This window comes from Falsiroseomonas bella, from assembly GCF_003173615.1.
Taxonomy (GTDB): Bacteria; Pseudomonadota; Alphaproteobacteria; order Acetobacterales; family Acetobacteraceae; genus Falsiroseomonas; species Falsiroseomonas bella.
On the sequence record NZ_QGNA01000002.1, the window covers coordinates 63,013 to 79,799 of the forward strand.

16 protein-coding genes are annotated in these 16,787 nt (G+C 70.4%); 9 read left to right on the forward strand and 7 right to left on the reverse strand.

The window, feature by feature from the left end:
• Both DFH01_RS08640 and DFH01_RS08645 read left to right on the forward strand, forming a co-directional pair.
• Positions 1–864: an amidohydrolase family protein gene (locus DFH01_RS08640; protein ID WP_109870057.1), complete on the forward strand. Its 864-nt coding sequence runs from the start codon at positions 1–3 to the stop codon at positions 862–864.
• A gap of 248 nt (positions 865–1,112) precedes the next feature.
• Positions 1,113–2,111, forward strand: coding sequence for a patatin-like phospholipase family protein (locus DFH01_RS08645; protein ID WP_233256034.1), 999 nt, complete (start codon positions 1,113–1,115; stop codon positions 2,109–2,111).
• A 9-nt stretch (positions 2,112–2,120) separates the two neighbouring features.
• Here DFH01_RS08645 and DFH01_RS08650 read toward each other — a convergent pair whose 3' ends face one another.
• The 5 genes from DFH01_RS08650 to DFH01_RS08670 are packed head-to-tail and all read right to left on the reverse strand — an operon-like array spanning position 2,121 to position 7,435.
• The gene (locus DFH01_RS08650; RefSeq protein WP_233256035.1) at positions 2,121–3,917 is read right to left on the reverse strand and encodes a SulP family inorganic anion transporter; all 1,797 of its coding nucleotides are present in this window, start codon (positions 3,915–3,917) and stop codon (positions 2,121–2,123) included.
• Entirely contained in the window at positions 3,887–5,560 is a 1,674-nt protein-coding gene (locus DFH01_RS08655) for a bifunctional protein tyrosine phosphatase family protein/NAD(P)/FAD-dependent oxidoreductase (RefSeq protein ID WP_109870059.1), read from the reverse strand. Before DFH01_RS08655 ends, DFH01_RS08650 begins: the two co-directional genes overlap by 31 nt.
• A gap of 57 nt (positions 5,561–5,617) precedes the next feature.
• On the reverse strand, positions 5,618–6,511 hold the full coding sequence (locus tag DFH01_RS08660; protein WP_109870060.1) for an MBL fold metallo-hydrolase: 894 nt from the start codon (positions 6,509–6,511) through the stop codon (positions 5,618–5,620).
• A 25-nt stretch (positions 6,512–6,536) separates the two neighbouring features.
• Positions 6,537–6,992, reverse strand: coding sequence for a YeeE/YedE family protein (locus DFH01_RS08665; protein ID WP_109870061.1), 456 nt, complete (start codon positions 6,990–6,992; stop codon positions 6,537–6,539).
• 8 nt (positions 6,993–7,000) lie between these two features.
• Positions 7,001–7,435 (reverse strand): YeeE/YedE family protein, encoded by a 435-nt coding sequence (locus DFH01_RS08670; protein WP_233256036.1) that lies wholly within the window; start codon positions 7,433–7,435, stop codon positions 7,001–7,003.
• A gap of 129 nt (positions 7,436–7,564) precedes the next feature.
• Between DFH01_RS08670 and DFH01_RS08675 the strand changes: the two genes are divergently transcribed.
• A complete protein-coding gene (locus tag DFH01_RS08675; protein WP_233256037.1) occupies positions 7,565–7,969 on the forward strand; it encodes an ArsR/SmtB family transcription factor in 405 nt (134 codons plus the stop codon).
• Here DFH01_RS08675 and DFH01_RS08680 read toward each other — a convergent pair.
• A complete protein-coding gene (locus tag DFH01_RS08680) occupies positions 7,930–8,418 on the reverse strand; it encodes an RrF2 family transcriptional regulator (RefSeq protein ID WP_109870062.1) in 489 nt (162 codons plus the stop codon). The two genes, DFH01_RS08675 and DFH01_RS08680, sit on opposite strands and share 40 nt — an antisense overlap.
• A gap of 106 nt (positions 8,419–8,524) precedes the next feature.
• Positions 8,525–9,142 (reverse strand): NIPSNAP family protein, encoded by a 618-nt coding sequence (locus DFH01_RS08685; protein WP_109870063.1) that lies wholly within the window; start codon positions 9,140–9,142, stop codon positions 8,525–8,527.
• A gap of 140 nt (positions 9,143–9,282) precedes the next feature.
• On the opposite strand from DFH01_RS08685, the gene DFH01_RS08690 reads away from it, so the two are divergent.
• From DFH01_RS08690 to DFH01_RS08715, 6 genes are read left to right on the forward strand one after another with little or no spacing between them, the layout of a single operon-like run.
• Positions 9,283–10,626, forward strand: a complete 1,344-nt coding sequence (locus DFH01_RS08690; RefSeq protein ID WP_158287675.1) for an ABC transporter substrate-binding protein — start codon at positions 9,283–9,285, stop codon at positions 10,624–10,626.
• 1 nt (position 10,627) lies between these two features.
• Positions 10,628–11,554, forward strand: coding sequence for a carbohydrate ABC transporter permease (locus DFH01_RS08695; RefSeq protein WP_199231179.1), 927 nt, complete (start codon positions 10,628–10,630; stop codon positions 11,552–11,554).
• Positions 11,554–12,474, forward strand: coding sequence for a carbohydrate ABC transporter permease (locus DFH01_RS08700; protein ID WP_109870065.1), 921 nt, complete (start codon positions 11,554–11,556; stop codon positions 12,472–12,474). Before DFH01_RS08695 ends, DFH01_RS08700 begins: the two co-directional genes overlap by 1 nt.
• Before the next feature lie 4 nt (positions 12,475–12,478).
• On the forward strand, positions 12,479–13,540 hold the full coding sequence (locus tag DFH01_RS08705) for an ABC transporter ATP-binding protein (protein WP_109870066.1): 1,062 nt from the start codon (positions 12,479–12,481) through the stop codon (positions 13,538–13,540).
• Entirely contained in the window at positions 13,537–15,906 is a 2,370-nt protein-coding gene (locus DFH01_RS08710; RefSeq protein ID WP_158287676.1) for a xanthine dehydrogenase family protein molybdopterin-binding subunit, read from the forward strand. Before DFH01_RS08705 ends, DFH01_RS08710 begins: the two co-directional genes overlap by 4 nt.
• The gene (locus tag DFH01_RS08715; RefSeq protein ID WP_109870068.1) at positions 15,903–16,781 is read left to right on the forward strand and encodes an NAD(P)-dependent oxidoreductase; all 879 of its coding nucleotides are present in this window, start codon (positions 15,903–15,905) and stop codon (positions 16,779–16,781) included. The genes DFH01_RS08710 and DFH01_RS08715 overlap by 4 nt, the downstream gene beginning before the upstream one ends.
• Positions 16,782–16,787: the final 6 nt, after the last annotated feature.

Genomic DNA, 16,787 nt, shown 5'->3' on the forward strand with positions numbered 1-16,787 from the left:
GTGCCCGACGAGATCCTCGCCATCGATACCGTGGTCAATCCGCTGACGCCGGAGATCGTCGCCTCCCGCCCCGCATGGAGCGGCGAGTTCCACACCGGCACCTTCAAGCAGGAGAGCGCCGTCCGCGCCGGCTACACGAAGGAGGCGATGCTGGCGATGATGGACGAGGCCGGGATCGGGCGCGCCTTCCTCGTCGCCGCCAAGATCGGCCAGCTCGGGCTGCCGGGGTCCTGGCATCTCGACCCGGCGGTCGTGGCGGACCTCGTGCAATGGCGGCCGGAGCGGTTCAGCGGCCTCGTCGGGCTCGATCCCACCCAGGGCATGGCGGGCGTGCGGGAGTTGCGACGCTGGGTGCGGCAGCATGGCTTCATCGGTGCGCATGGCTATCCGCACTGGTTCGAGCTGCCGCCCGACCATGCGCGCTGGTATCCCTTCTATGCCGAGTGCTGCGAGCTTGGCGTGCCCATCCAGCTGCAGGTCGGCCAGTCGCTGGTCTATGACCCGCGGCGCCCGCTGCGTTCGGTGGGGCGGCCGATCACGCTCGATGCCGTGGCCTGCGACTTCCCGGAGCTCAAGCTGGTCGGGATCCATATCGGCATCCCCTGGCATGACGAAATGATCGCCATGGCCTGGAAGCACCGCAACGTCTTCATCGTGGCGGATGCGCATGCGCCGAAGCACTGGCCCGAGAGCTTCGTGCGCTACATCGACAGCTACGGGCAGGACAAGGTGATGTTCGGCACCGACTTCCCCGTGCTGCATTTCAAGCGCATGCGGGAGGAGGTCGCGGCACTCGGCCTGCGCCCCGGACCGCTTCGGAAATTCCTGCGCGACAACGCGCTGCGGGTCTACGGACTGGCGTGACGAGCCGCGTCCTCGCCCCTGGAATGTAGCGCCAATCCGTGGGACGCGGAGGCGCTTTGCCGGGGACGCAAGGGCGCTAGGGAGTTTGGTGCGGTGCAGCATTTTTCTGCGGAGGGCCGGATGACGTGCCATGCGGCCGGGGCTCGCCCGGCCTTCGCCCACCCCTCGGCCCGTCGCGGCCAGGCCGGCCCATGATGCGTCAGCCCCGGAGCCGTCAACCCTCCCCCAGGCCGCGCGGGCGCGTCGCGGTGGACTACGCCCTGCAGGGCGGCGGCGCGCATGGCGCCTTCACCTGGGGTGTCCTCGACCGCCTGCTCGAGGAGGAGTGGCTGGAGATCGAGGGGATCTCCGGCACCTCGGCGGGCGCGATGAACGCCGCGGTGCTGGCCGCCGGATATGCGAAGGGCGGCGCGCCGGCGGCGCGCGAGGCGCTGGCCGCCTTCTGGCGGCGCGTTTCCCGCGCGGCGACCTTCAGCCCCTTCCAGCGCGGCCCGATCGACGTGCTGCTCGGGCGCTGGACGCTCGACAACTCGCCGGCCTTCCTGGCGATGGACCTGCTGGCGCGCGTCGTCTCGCCCTATGACGTGCCGGCGATCGGCGGCAACCCGCTGGCCGAGGTGCTGGAGGAGAGCGTGGACTTCGCCGCGCTCGCCACTGGCCCGATCAAGGTCTTCGTCACCGCCACCAATGTGCGCACGGGCCGCGGGCGCATCTTCCGCAACGCCGACATCACCGCGACGGCGCTGCTCGCCTCCGCCTGCCTGCCCCAGCTGTTCCAGGCGGTGGAAATCGACGGCGAGCCCTATTGGGATGGCGGCTTCGCCGGCAACCCGACGCTGTTCCCGCTGGTGAACGAGCTGGAATCGGACGACACGATCCTGGTGCCGATCAACCCGATCGAGCGGCCCGGCACGCCGCGCAGCGCGCGGGACATCCTGGATCGGGTGAACGAGATCTCCTTCAACGCGGTCGCGCTGAAGGAACTCAAGATGCTGGCGCTGCTGCGCAAGGTGGCCGATCCCGGCAACACCGAGGGCGCGGCCTGGGCGCGGATGCGCATGCATGTGGTGCGCAACAACGTCATGGTGCAGCTCGGCTATTCCTCCAAGCTGAACGCCGAATGGGCCTTCCTGGAGATGCTGCGCGACGAGGGCCGCAAGGCCGCGCAGGAATTTCTGGACGCGCATGGCGAGGACATCGGCAGGCGGTCCTCGCTCGACCTGGACGCGCTGCTAGACGGGGTGTGAGGGCGGCTGTCAGCCCGCGCCGACCAGGTCCGCCCGCGGCGTGGTGAGCCGCGGCGCCGGCACCGCCGCAAGCGTGCGGAACGCCTCGTACTGCGAGAGGAAGACCTGCCCCTTGAAGTGGGCGAAGAAGTCCGAACGGCGCAGCGCATCCATCACCGGCCCCTTCACCTCCGACAGGTGGAATCCGACGCCGGCCGAGCCGAGCCTGTCCGCGATCGCCTCCAGGCTTTCCAGCGCGCTCGCGTCGATCATGTTCACCGCCGAGCACATCAGCACCACGTTGCGCAGCTCCGGCCGCGACGCGACCTCCGACAGGATGCGGTCCTCCAGGAAGCGGGCATTGGCGAAGTAGAGGCTCTCGTCCACGCGGATGGTCAGCAGGTCGGGCGCGGTGACCACCGCATGGCGCTCGACGTTGCGGAAATGCTCGCTGCCCGGCACCTGGCCGACCACCGCGATATGCGGCGTGCTGGTGCGCCACAGGAACAGCAGGAGCGAGAGCGCGACGCCGGCCACGATCCCGGCCTCGACGCCGACCAGCAGCACCAGCAGGATCGTGGCCGCCATCGCCGCGAAGTCCGACTTGGAATAGGCGAAGGTGCGGCGGATCGCGCCGAGATCCACCAGCGACAGCACCGCGACGATGATCGTCGCCGCCAGCACGGCCTGGGGCAGCAGGCGGAACAGCGGCGTCAGGAACAGCGTGGCGGCCAGGATGCCCACCGCCGTCATCGCGCCGGCCAGCGGCGTCGCCGCGCCGGCATCGAAATTCACCACGGAGCGCGCGAAGCCGCCGGTCACCGGATAGCCGCCGGAGACGGCCGCCGCGATGTTGGCGGTGCCGAGGCCCACCAGCTCCTGGTTCGCCACGATGCGCTGCCGCCGCTTCGCCGCGAGCGTCTGCGCGACCGAGACGGATTCGACGAAGCCGACCAGGCTGATCAGCACCGCCGCCGGCAGCAGTTCCAGCCACAGCGCGGGATCCATCGTGGGAATGGCGAAGGGGGGCATGCCGGCCGGGATCTCGCCTACCAGCCGCACGCCGGCGGCGGCGAGATCGAAGGCCGAGACGGCGGCGATGGAGATGACGATGGCCAGCAGCGGACCCGCCTTCGCGAGCAGGTCCGCGACCCGTGGCCCGAGGCCCGCGCGCCGCAGCAGCGGCTTCAGCGACCGCCGCGCCCAGAACAGGAATGCGGTGGCGGCGAGCCCGATCGCCAGGGTCGGCAGGTTCACCTGCCCGATCGCACCGGCCAGCCCCGCAACGATATGCGGCAGCGTGTCGCCCTCGGCGCGGATGCCGAGGATGTGCTTCGCCTGGCTGAAGGCGATCAGGATGCCCGAGGCCGTGATGAAACCCGAAATCACCGGGTGGCTGAGGAAGTTCGCCAGGAAGCCGAGCCGCAGCACCGCCATGGCCAGCAGCACGAGCCCCGAGAGCACCGCCAGCGCCGCCGCCGCCGCCACGTATTCCGGCGAGCCCGGCGCGGCCAGCGGCGTCACCGCCGCCGCCGTCATCAACGAGACCACGGCGACCGGCCCGACCGCGAGCGTGCGGCTGGTGCCGAACAGCGCATAGGCGACCAGCGGCAGGATCGAGGCGTAGAGCCCGACCTGGGGCGGCAGCCCCGCCAGCATGGCGTAGGCGAGGCTCTGCGGCACCAGCATGATCGTGACGATCACCGCCGCGAAGAGGTCGCTTCCGGCCTCCTCGCGGGTGTAGCGCGGGGCCCAGTCGAGGATCGGCAGCAGGGCGGCGAGGCGGCGCATCGTGATCACGCCGCCGTCTGCGGGCGGGCCATCCATTCCTTCCCGCGCAGCATCGCCTTCCAGTAGATCGGCGGCAGGATCCGCTCCTTCAGCAGCCAGGCGAGGCGGCTGGGCTGGGTGTCGTCGATCAGCCAGGAGGGGAAGCTCGGCAAGCGCTTGCCGCCATAGCCGAACTCCGCGAGCACGATCTTGCCGCGCTCCACCGTCAGCGGGCAGGAGCCGTAGCCGTCATAGAGCGCATCCGCGCCCGTGATCAGGCCGAGATCCTTGAGCAGGTTGTGCGCGACCACCGGCGCCTGCTTGCGCGCCGCGGCGGCCGTCTTGGCGTTCGGCGCGTTGCAGGCATCGCCCAGGCCGTAGATGCCGGGCAGCGAGGCGTGGCGCAGCGTCGCCTGGTCCACGGCGATCCAGCCGGCGGCATCGGCGAGCGGCGAGACGCGCAGGAAATCGGGCGCCGTCTGCGGCGGCACGACATGCAGCATGTCGAAGCCGGTCTCGACCGTCTCGGTCGCGCCCCCGGCATCGGTCCGCACGAACCAGGCGCGGCGCGCCGGCCCGTCCACGCGGACCAGCCGGTGCTGGAAGTGCAGCTGCGCATGGTAGCGCTCGACATAGCGCATCAGCGCCGGCACGTACTCCTTCACGCCGAACAGCACCGGGCCGGCATTGTAGAAGTCGATCTGGATATCGTTCAGCCGCCGCGCGCGCAGCCAGTGATCGGCCGAGAGATAGAGCGACTTCTGCGGTGCGCCGGCGCATTTGATCGGCATGGGCGGCTGAGTGAAGACCGCATGGCCCGCCTTCAGCTTCTGCACGCAGTCCCAGGTGTAGGGGGCCAGGTCGTAGCGGTAGTTGGAGGTGACGCCGTTGCGGCCGAGCGTCTCCGGCAGGCCCTCGATCGCCGCCCAGTCCAGCTTGATGCCGGGCGCGACCACCAGGGCGCGGTACTTCACCACGCGGCAGCCATCCAGGATGACGGCGTTCTTCTCGGGCTCGAAGGCGGCGACGGCGGCCTTGATCCAGCGCACGCCCTCGGGGATCAGCGAGGCCATGGTGCGCGCCGTGGTGGCGGGATCGAAGATGCCGGCGCCCACCATCGTCCAGCCCGGCTGGTAGTAGTGGATGTCGGCCGGGTCGATCAGCGCGATATCGAGATCGGGCGCGCGCGCCTTCAGGCTGGAGGCGACGGCGATGCCCGCCGCGCCGCCGCCGACGATCACCACCTGGTGCTCGGCATCGGCGACATCGGTCGGCGTGCGGCCGCGATTGGCGATGCGGCGCGCGACGCCGCTCATGTCGTAGCCGGCGGCCTTGGTGGCGGCCAGGATCTCCGCCACGGGGCGGCCGCGCGCCGCCTCTGACAGCGACCACAGCGTCGCGGAGCGCGTGCCGCTGCGGCAATAGGCGAGCACCGGCTTGGGCAGCGCATCCAGCGCTTCGGCGAAGGCCGCGGCATCCGTGTCGCTCACCTTGCCGGAGACCACCGGCAGGTAGGCGGCGCGAAGGCCGGCACCCTCCGCCGCCGCCTCGATCTCGGCGAAGGCGGGTTGGTCCGCGCCCTCGCCGTCCGGGCGGTTGCACAGCACCGCGCGGAAGCCCGCGGCGGCGAGGCCTGCGATGTCCGACGGGGCGATCTGCCCCGAGACGGACAGCGTGGCGGTGAGCGTCCTGGCGTTCATGCGCATCCTCCCCCGGCGTCCCGCCGGCGTGTTCGGGTTGCGGCGACCGGCGGGTCGTCAGAGGGCGTTGACGGGCACCTTCAGGAAATGCCGGCCGGAAGGATCGGCGGGCGGCAGCGCGCCGGCCCGCATGTTCACCTGCAGCGAGGGCAGGATCAGCCGCGGCATGCCGAGGGTGCGGTCGCGCGCCTCGCGCATCGCGACGAACTCGTCCTCGGTCATGCCGTCGCGCACATGGATGTTCTGCGCGCGCTCCTCGGCGACCGTGCTCTCCCAGCGGATCTCGCGGCCGTTCGGGCCGTAGTCGTGGCACATGAACAGCCGCGTCGCCGGCGGCAGTTCCAGGATGCGGCGCATCGAGCGGAACAGCGTGCGCGCGTCGCCGCCGGGGAAGTCGGCGCGGGCGGAGCCGCCATCGGGCATGAAGAGCGTGTCGCCCACGAAGGCGGCGTCGCCGATCACATGCGTCATGCAGGCCGGCGTGTGCCCCGGCGTGTGCAGCACGACCGCCTTCATGCCGCCGATCATGTAGCTGTCGCCGTCCTTGAACAGGCGGTCGAACTGGCTGCCGTCGCGGCGGAACTCGGTGCCTTCGTTGAAGACCTTGCCGAACACCTCCTGCACCACGGTGATCTTCTCGCCGATGCCGATGCGGCCGCCGAGCTTGCCCTGGATGTACGGCGCGGCGGAGAGGTGGTCGGCATGCACATGCGTCTCGATCAGCCACTGCAGGTCGAGCCCGCGGTCGCGGATGTGGGCGATGATCGCGTCGGCGCTGTCGTAGGTGATGCGGCCGGCGGCGTAGTCGATATCCATCACCGAATCGACCACGGCGCAGGCCTTAGAGCCGGGGTCCTTCACGACGTAGCTGATCGTGTTGGTCGGCGGGTCGAAGAAGGCGGTGACCTCGGGCTTCACCGAGAGGTCGATGCCGGGAGGAAGCATGCTCATCGGGCGTCTCCTTTGTGATGCGTGGTCAGGCGTGGCGGGGTCCGGCCGCGGGCGCGGCAGGGCGGTTGGCGAGCCAGCGGGCGCCGGCCATGCCGGCGAACATCGCGGCCACGAAGATCCAGGCCGGCTGGCCGCCGGTGCCGAGCGCGGTCAGGGCGGGGCCTGGGCAGAAGCCTGCGAGGCCCCAGCCGATTCCGAAGATCGCCGGACCGAGCAGGATGCGGTTGTCGAGCTCCTTCGCCGTCGGCACGTGGAAGCGTTCGCCGAAGAGCGGGCGGGATTGCCGCAGCACCAGGCGGTAGCCGACGAAGGTCACGGCGATGGCGCCGGCCATGACGAAGGCGAGGCTCGCGTCCCAGGTGCCGGCGGGAATCGCGCCGACATCCAGGAAGTTCAGCACCTTCGCCGGGTTCGACATGCCGGCGACGACGAGGCCGAGGCCGAACAGCAGGCCGATGACGAATTGCAGCAGGATGGTCATGGCGGCCCTCACAGGACGTGGCGGGTGAGGAAGACGGTGGCCACGGCGGTGGCCATGAAGACCAGCGTCGCTACGATCGATCGCATCGAGAGCCGCGAGATGCCGCAGACCCCGTGGCCCGAGGTGCAGCCATTGCCCCAGACCGCGCCGAAGCCGACGAGCAGCCCGGCCAGCACCAGCACGGGCGTTCCGGCCTCGATGACCGGGACGGGCATGCTGCCCGTGGCGAAGCCGACGAGCAGGGGGGCGAGGACGATGCCGAGCAGGAAGGCGAGGCGGCCTGCGAAGCCGTTCTCCGTGTAGGGCGGCAGCAGGCGGACGGCGAAGCCGCTGATCCCCGCAATGCGCCCGGTGCCGGCCATCATCGCCACCGCCGCGGCGCCGATCAGCGCGCCGCCGAGAAGGGAGGCGAAGGGGGTGAAGTCGGTCGGCGTCATGGTCATGCCCCGGCGATGCGGCCGGGGAGGCGGCGCGCGAGGCGCGGCTGGATGACGGGGCGGTGCATGGGGATCTCCCTTGAAGTCTGCGTGGACATATATCTGCGAATATGCGAAGATGTCAATATGAAAACTATGACAAGCGATGCCGGTTTTCCGGTCGTCGACACCGTGACGGGCAGGCTGCCGGAAGGCGCCGACGCACCGGCCTTCCCCAAGCTCGACTTTCCCGAGATGGAAGCGAAGGCGGAGGAGGCGGCGCGGATGCTCGCCACCCTCGCCCATCCGAAGCGCCTGCTGGCGCTCTGCCACCTGTTGCAGGGAGAGGTCTCGGTCGGGCGGCTGGCCGAGATGGTGGCGCTGTCGCCGACGGCCCTGTCGCAGCACCTGGCGCGCATGCGTGACCTGCGCCTCGTGGAGACGCGGCGCGACGGGCAGACGGTGTTCTACCGCCTGGCCAGCCCCGAGGTCGCCGCCATCCTCGAGACGCTCTACCGCCTCTACTGCGCGCCGGCGGAGTGCGGGCCTGGCGGCGGCTGACGCTGCTCGACGGCGGGCGCCGCCTGAAGGCGCTGCAGCAGCGCCTCCTTGTTCCAGGCGATGTCGGCGATCGTCATGTCGTCGAGCACGGCGAGGAAGGCGCGCAGCGCCCGGTGCAGCCCGCGCGAGAGATGGCAGGCGCCGAGCAGCGGGCAGGTGTTGGTGGCCGGGTCGAAGCACTCGACGAGCTCAAGTGGCGCCTCGGTCCAGCGGATGATCTCGCCGACCGTGATCGCCTCAGGCGGGCGCGCCAGGCGCATGCCGCCGCGGCGGCCGCGGATCGTCTCGAGATAGCCGCGGCGGGCGAGTTCGGTCGTCACCTTCACCAGATGCGCCTTGGAGATCCGGTGCGCGCGCGCCACGTCCTCGACGGTGACGATCTCAGGCGCCCGCACGGCCGCGAATTGCAGCGTGCGGAGCGCGAAGTTCGAGAACTGGGTCAGCCGCATGCCGGGCGCCCTCCCTACAAAAAACGGTATTGCGTATGCCGGTTTTTGCGGGTGGGCGCCAGGATTCGATTCGGAAGGCCGGGCCCGACGGGCCCGGCCGCCCGGCTCAGGTCAGGGGCGATCCCGCCATGGGCAGGCAGATCCAGCTCTGCATGTCCTCGCCGAACAGGTTCTCCGGCCCGCCCTTCGGCGGCCAGTTGCCGCCCTTCACCGCCTCGCCGCGAATCGCCGCGCGCGCATCGGTGCTGGCATAGGGCCAGATATGGGTGAAGCGCGTCGGCCCATCCACGGTGTGCATCGCCACCAGCAGCTTCGACAGCGCGAGCCGGCCGGGCAGCTGGTTGCGCCACGCCTCGATCAGCGGCGGCAGCCCGTGCGGCCGCACGCCGTAGCTCCGCAGCTCGTACACCGGCCCGTAGGCGCCCGGCTCGACCGGCGGCAGCCAGGAGAGCGGCATGTAGGTGTCGAGCTGCATGGCCGTCAGCCAGCCGCCGCCGTTGAACGGGCTCGCGCTCATCATCGCGCGGCGGCGCTCCGCCTGCACCTCCTCGGCCGAGGCGAAGCCGCGCAGCACGACCACGCGGTTGAGCGTGCCGAGATCCGTGCTCCACAGGCCGAGCAGCCGCCCCTTCGCGCCCGCATCCCCGCACCATCCGGGGATCGCCTTCGCGGCGGCGCCGGCGCCGCCGATCGCGGTGGTCAGCGTGGCGAGTTCGTAGAGCATGCGGTTCCTCCTGCCGGGGCGGTGTTGCGGCGCGCATGCTGGCCCGGTTCGCGGCGGAAGGGAATGCGGCCTGCGCGCGGGGGCCTCGACAGGATGTAGGCATACGCAAATACTGCTGCCATCCAAGCAGGAGCCCCGCCATGACCATGTCCGTGAAATCGCCGGTGCCGCGCCGCCGCGTCCTCGCGGGGCTGGCCGCCGCTCCCGCCCTGCTCGCCGGCATGTCGCCGCGCGGCGCCGCGGCGCAGGCCGGCGGCACCGTGAACTTCGTCGGCTGGTCCGCCGCGGTGGACCAGGTGAAGGCCCAGATCTCCGCCTTCGAGCGCGCGACGAATCTGCGCGTGAACTACGAGAACTTCCCCTGGGCGCAGTACCGCACCGCGCTGGTCACGCGGCTGGTCGGCAATGCGCCGATCGACGTCGCATGGATCTCCGACGCCTGGCTGCCGGAATTCGCCGAGGCCGGCTGGCTGGCGGAGATCAACGACGTCCCGCAGCTCATGCGCTACAACGCCGAGGCGGCGGAGTACTGCACGCAGTCCATGATCTATGGCGGCAAGCAGTATGGCCTCGCCTATTACGGCGACCACATGAGCTTCATGTACAACACGGAGATCCTGCAGCGCGCCGGCATCTCCACGCCGCCGACCACCTGGGACGAGGTCGTGCAGCAATCGCTGCGGATCAAGCAGCAGGGCATCTCGGAATTCCCGCTGCTGCTCTCGCTCGCGGCCGACACCTGGCTGATCGAGTTCGTCTCCGCGCTCACCTTCGCTTTCGGCGGCCGCTTCACCGACGAGCAGGGCAATGCTGTCATGGCAGATGCCAATCGCGGCGCGGTGCGCGCGGCGCGCTTCATGCGGGAGGCGATCCACACCCACAAGATCGTCTCTGCCGGCGCGGTGGAGACGCCGGAGATCAACGGGCTGCGTGCGATGGGCGGCGGTTCCCACGCCTTCGGCATCGTGCCGACCTATCGCATCCGCGCGCTGAACGATCCCTCGCAGGCCTCGGCGGCGGGCAAGATCCGCATCGCGCTGATGCCGAAGGGCGGGCCGGACGGCACGAACGCGACCTGCGGCTGGATCCGCTTCTACGGCATGACGCCCGGCGCCAAACAGGACCGTGCACGGCGCGAGCGGGCGGTGAAGTTCGTGGAGTTCTTCGGCGGCCGCGACACCTCGGGCGAATACTCGATGCAGCGGCTGCTGCTGACCGATGTGGGCCTGCCCACCTGTGCGATGCCGCTGGCGCAGGACCCGGTGGTGCAGCAGTTCTGGCAGCGCTGGGCCGGCGGCGGCGAGGTGATCGCGCAGCAGGCGACGCTGGCCAAGAAGAAGGACGTGATCTCCCCCTGGTTCGGCGAATGGGTCGAGACCTCCAACCAGGCCTGGCAATCGGTCTGCCTCGGGCGCGCGGAGCCGGAGGCGGCGATGCGCACGGCGGCGGCGAAGTGGACCGAGCTGAAGCGCGCCTTCCGCTGAGGTGAGCACGACGCTCGATCGGCGCCCTGGTGGTTCGGGGCGCCGCTGGCGCCTGGGCCTGGGCTACGACGAGCGCAGCGCCGCCATCCTGGTCTTCCCGGTGGTGGCGGTGCTGCTGGTCGTCGCGGCCTACCCGATCCTCTATTCCTTCTGGGTCAGCCTGCACGACATCGTGCTGACGCGCCCGCTGCGCCGGCCCTTCGTCGGCTTCGACAACTACCTGCGCATCTTCGACGACGAGCGCTTCTGGCTCGCGGTGGGGCGGACCACCTTCTACACGGTGGTGACGGTCGCCGTGACGACGATCCTGGCCGTGCTGGTCGCGCTGCTGCTGAACGAGGCCTTTCCCGGCCAGCGCATCCTGGCCGCGCTGCTGCTGGTGCCTTGGGCGACGCCTTCGGTCGTCAACGGGCTGATGTGGAAGTGGATCTATGATCCGACCTACGGCCTGCTCAATGCGCTGCTCGTGCAACTCGGGCTGCTGGAGCGATATCGCGCCTGGCTGGGCGACCCCGACCTGACGCTGCTGCTGATCGCCAATGCGGCGATCTGGAAGCAGATGCCGCTGGCCGCGCTGCTGCTGATCGTGACGATGAAGGCGATCCCGGACGACCTGTATCGCGCCGCGAAGGTGGATGGCGCCAACGTGTTCCAGCGCTTCGTGCATGTCACGCTGCCGGCGCTGCGGCCCGGCCTGATGCTCGTGCTGGTCTATGAGACGATGATCAGCATCCGCCATTTCGACCTGTTCCTGATCATGACGCAGGGCGGTCCGGGCGATGCCAGCTTCACGCTCTCCTGGCTGATCTATGTCGAGACCTTCCGCTCGCTCCGCTTCGGGACCGGGGCTGCGATGAGCTACGTGCTCGCGATGGCGACCTTCCTGCTGTCATGGGCGGTGATCCGTTGGCTGGGAAAGCGCCTCTGATGGCCGGGCGTCCCGTCGCACCCCGGATCGGCCGCGCGCTGCTGCTGGCCTTCTTCTCGGCGCTGTTCGTGCTGTATGTCGCGGGACCGGTGGCATGGCTCGTCTCCTCCTCGCTGCAGACGGAAGCGCAGATCACCGCGGTGCCGCCGAACTGGCTGCCGCCCGAGCTGAACTTCGGCAATTTCGACGCCATCCTGAACGCCGCCGAGCGCCAGGTGACCTATGAGACACGTCGCCAGGGCGACCCCGCGACGGGCGGCTTCCTTCCGTCCGGCGCGGCGAACCTCATCCCCTCGCTGTGGAACAGCCTGACGGTCGGGGTTTGGGTCGCGGTGCTGAACCTGCTGCTGTCCATCACCGCGGCCTATGCGATCGCGGTGATCGACTTCCGCGGGCGCCGCGTCACGCTCTACACAGTGCTGGCGACGCGCGTTGTGCCGGACATCGCACTGATCGTGCCGCTGTTCCTGGTGGTGCGGAACCTCGGGTTGATCAACACGCTCGGCGCGCTGGTGGTCACCTATCTCGCCATCACCGTGCCCTTCACCATCTTCATCCTGATCTCCTATTTCGAGGGCATCCCGCGCGACCTCTACCGCGCGGCGCGCATCGATGGGTGCGGGCATTGGGGGGCGCTGCGGCACGTGTATCTGCCGCTGTCGCTGCCGGCGCTGGTGGCCTCGCTCACCTTCGCCTTCCTGACCTCCTGGAACGAGTTCGTCTTCGCGCTGGTGCTGACGCAGAACGTCGCGGCGCAGACGCTGCCGATCGTCATCTCGGGATTCGTGATGGACTTCACCACCAGCTTCTCCTTCGTGAACGCGGCGGGCGTCATCGCCATCATCCCGCCGGTGCTGATGGCGGTGCTGTTCCAGCGCTACATCGTCTCCGGCCTCACTGCCGGCGCGGTGAAGGGGTAACGCCATGGCCACCATCGCCTGCGAGCAGCTGACAAAGCGCTATGGCAGCGTCGTCGCCGTGGACCGGCTGGACCTGACGATCCGGCACGGCGAGTTCATGGTGCTGCTCGGCCCCTCCGGCTGCGGCAAGACCACCACGCTGAACATGATCGCGGGGCTCGAGGAGATCAGCGACGGCACTCTGCGCTTCGACGAGAAGGACGTGACCTGGCAGCCCCCGCACAAGCGGGAAGTCGCCATGGTCTTCCAGTCCTACGCGCTCTACCCGAACAAGACCGTGCGCGAAAACATCGCGTTTCCCTTGGCTCTGCGCCGCACGCCGCGCGCGGAGATCGACCGCGCGGTGCAGGAAGTGGCGGAGCAGTTGGAGATCGCGCATCTGCTGGATCGCCGCCCCTCCCAGCTGTCCGGTGGGCAGCGGCAGCGCGTGGCGCTCGGCCGCGCCATCGTGCGCAAGCCAAGCGTCTTCCTGATGGACGAGCCGCTGTCCAACCTCGACGCCGCGCTGCGGCTTTCCATGCGCAGCCTGATCAAGCACCTGCACCAGCGCCTGCAGGCTACCTTCGTCTATGTCACGCATGACCAGGCGGAGGCGATGACGCTCGCCGACCGCATCGCGGTGATGCGCGGCGGGCTGATTCAGCAGCTCGACACGCCCGAGGGCATCTATGGCCGCCCGGCCAACACCTTCGTCGCCAGCTTCCTCGGCAGCCCGCAGATCAACCTGATCAAGGGCGAGATCGCGCCCGATGGCAGCTTCGCCCGCGGCCCGATGCGCATCGCGCTGCCGGCAGGCGCCGCGGCGCCGGGGCGCGCGGTGATGCTCGGGCTGCGGCCGGAGGATGTGGGCGCGCCCGCGCCCGGCCTCGCCAGCATCGAGGCGCGGGTGGACCTCGTCTCGCCGCTCGGCTCGGAGACGCTGCTGGAGGTGGTGGCGCCAGGCGACGTGCCGCTCACCTTGCGCGTCGCGAAGGAATGGCGTGCGCGCTCGGGCGACACCATCAGCTTCGGGGTGGACCCTGCACGGCTGCATCTATTCGACAAGCAGACGGAAGCGCGGCTGTGAGCGTCCCGCCGCCCCCCGAACCGGGCGGCGTCCTCGGCCGTCCGCTGCGCCGGCGCGAGGACCGGCGCCTGCTGATGGGCCAGGGCCGTTTCCTGGACGACATCGCCGCGCCGCCGGGCTGCCTGCACGCGGTCTTCGTGCGCAGCCCGCATCCGCATGCACGGATCGGCGGTATCGACAGCGATGCGGCGCGCGGCGTTGCGGGGGTGGTCGCCGTACTCACCGGGCGCGAGCTGAACGCGCTGGTCGCGCCGCTGCGCATGGCGCCGCCGATCGAGGGCCTGCTGCCGATGGAGATGCCGGTGCTGCCGGTAGAAGCGGCGCGCCTCGTCGGCGATCCCGTCGCGCTGGTGCTGGCGGAGACGCGCATCGCCGCCGAGGACGCGGCGGAGCTGGTGCAGGTGGCGTGGGACCCGCTGCCCGCCATCGCGAGCATCGCCCAGGCAAAGGAAGCCGCCGCCCTCGTGGACCCGGCGGTTCCGGGCAACCGCGTCTCGCACCAGGTCTTCGCGACGCAAGGCCTCGACGCCGCCTTCGCGCGCGCGGATCGCGTGGTGGAGACGCGCTTCGGCCAGCACCGCCAGACGCATGTGCCGATGGAGCCGCGCGGCGTGCTGGCGATCTGGGATGCGGGGCGCGAGCACCTGACCATGCGCGTCGGCACCCAGGCGCCGCATCCCTATCGTAGCGCCGTCGCCGCGCGGCTCGGCCTTAAGGAATTCCAGATCACGGTGGACAGCCCGGAGATGGGCGGCGGCTTCGGCCAGAAGATCATTCCGTTGCGTGAAGATCTTTGCCTGGCTGCCGCGTCCCGCCTGCTGAACCGCCCGGTGCGCTGGCGCGAAACGCGTGGCGAAAATCTCACCGCCGCGATGATGGCGCGCGAGGAGATCGTCACCACCCGCGCGGCCGTCAGCGCCGATGGCCGCCTGCTCGGCCTCACCTGCGCCATCGAGGCCGATTTCGGCGCCTGGGCCTTCTTTCCCGCCAACTACATGGCGCGCGTCGTCGCGATGATCCTGCCGGGGCCTTATCGTGTGAAGGAATACGGCTACGACGTGCAGGTCTGGCTGACCAACAAATGCCCCGCCGGCCCGATGCGCGCGCCGATGGCCGTCACCTCCTGGATCATGGAGGGGACGATGGACGCCATCGCGCGCGAACTCGACCTCGATCCGCTGGATGTGCGGCGGATCAACTCCATCGCCGACGCCGACCTGCCCTTCATCACCGCGACCGGCGAGCGCTACGACGCGCTGACCCCGCGCGCCACGCTGGATGCCGCCGCCGACACGCTCGGCTACGACGCGCTGCGCGCGCAGCAGGCGCAGAAGCGCGAGACGCTGCTCGGCATCGGCCTCTGCACCGTGGTGGAAAGCACCACCTACGGCTCTGCCTTCTACAGGTCGGCCGGCATTCCAGGATCGGGCCATGAGGTCGCGACGGTCCGCGTGGAACCCTCCGGCGCCGTCATCGCCTCCTGCGGGCTGATGGGATCGGGGCAGGGCTACGAGACGACGCTGGCGCAGGCCGCCGCCGCGGGCCTCGGTGCCGCCTTCGATGACCTGGTGATCCAGATCGGCAACAGCGACATCGCGCCATACGGCATGGGCAGCCGCGGCAGCCGCGGCGCGGCGGCGGGCGGCGGCGCGCTCTACATGGCCGGGCAGCGGCTGAAGGCGAAGGTGCTGGCGATCGCCGCGGCGATGCTCGACCTCAACAGCGCCGACGGTCTCGACCTGCGCGAAGGTCGCGTGCTGCGCCAGGTGGAAGGCGCCTGGGCCGACACGGGCCTCACGCTCGCGCAGGTGGCGCGCACCGCGCATCTCGATCCGCTGCGCCTGCCGCCGGGCATGGAGCCCGGGCTGCACACGGTGCTCGCCTTCGATCCGCCGGCGATGACCTACACCAACAGCACGCATGCCTGCGCGGTGGAGATCGAGCCCGCCACCGGCGCGCTGCGCATCCTGCGCTACGTCGTCGCCGAGGATTCCGGCACGCGCATCAACCCGCTCGTCGTCGAGGGCCAGACGCATGGCGCGACGGCGATGGGCCTGTCGGGCGCCATGATGGAGCACGCCGCCTATGGCGAGGACGGCCAGGCGCTCGCCGGTTCCTTCATGGACTACGCCCTTGCGCGCGCCGCCGATCTGCCCGATTTCACGCTCTCCCACCACGACACGCCGAACCCGCGCACGCCGGCCGGGATCAAGGGCATGGCGGAGGGCGGGACGATGGGCGGCATCGGCGCGCTGATGAACGCCGTCAACGACGCGCTGGCGCAGACCGGCGCGCATCTCGAAAGCCAGCCGGCGACGCCGGCCCGCATCTGGGCGGCGCTGCAGGCCGCGAAGGACAAGGCATGAGCAACGACACGCTTCCCCGCATCGGCTTCATGGGGCTCGGCATCATGGGCGGCGCGATGGCCGGCCATCTTCGCGCCGCCGGCCATCCCATGACCATCGCCAACCGCTCGCGCGGGGCGGGCGTGCAGGCGCTGCTGCAGGCCGGCGCGACCTGGGCGGAGACGCCGGCCGCGCTGGCCGCCGCCTCCGACATCGTCATCACCATCGTGGGCTTCCCGCAGGATGTGGAGCAGGTCTGGCTCGGTGCCGATGGCCTGTTGGCCGGCGCCAAGCCCGGCACGCTGCTGATCGACATGACCACCTCCTCGCCGCGCCTGGCTGTGGCGCTGGCCGAGAAGGCCGCGTCGCGGGGCTGCGCGGCGCTGGATGCGCCGGTCTCCGGCGGCGATGTCGGCGCGCGCAACGCGGCGCTCTCCATCATGGTCGGCGGCGCGGCGGACGCGTTCGCGCGCGCGCAACCCGTGTTCGAGAAAATGGGCAAGACGATCCGCCACATGGGCGGGCCGGGCGCCGGCCAGCACACCAAGATGGCGAACCAGATCGCCATCGCCTCCGCCGTGATGGGCGTGGCCGAGGCCGTCTCCTACGCGCGCCGCGCGGGCCTCGATGGCGAATCGGTGCTGGCGGCGCTGGCGCCTGGCGCGGCGGGCTCCACGCAGCTCAACGTGATGGGACCGAAGATGCTGGTGGGCGATTTCGCGCCAGGCTTCATGGTGAAGCACTTCCTCAAGGACCTCGGCATCGCCATGGCCGAAGCCGAGGCGATGGGCCTCGACCTGCCGGGCATGGCGCAGTCCCGCCGGCTGTTCGAGCGCGTCCAGGCGGAACTCGGCGGCGAGGTCGGCACGCAGGCGATCATCGCCGCCTATCGCTGAGCGCAG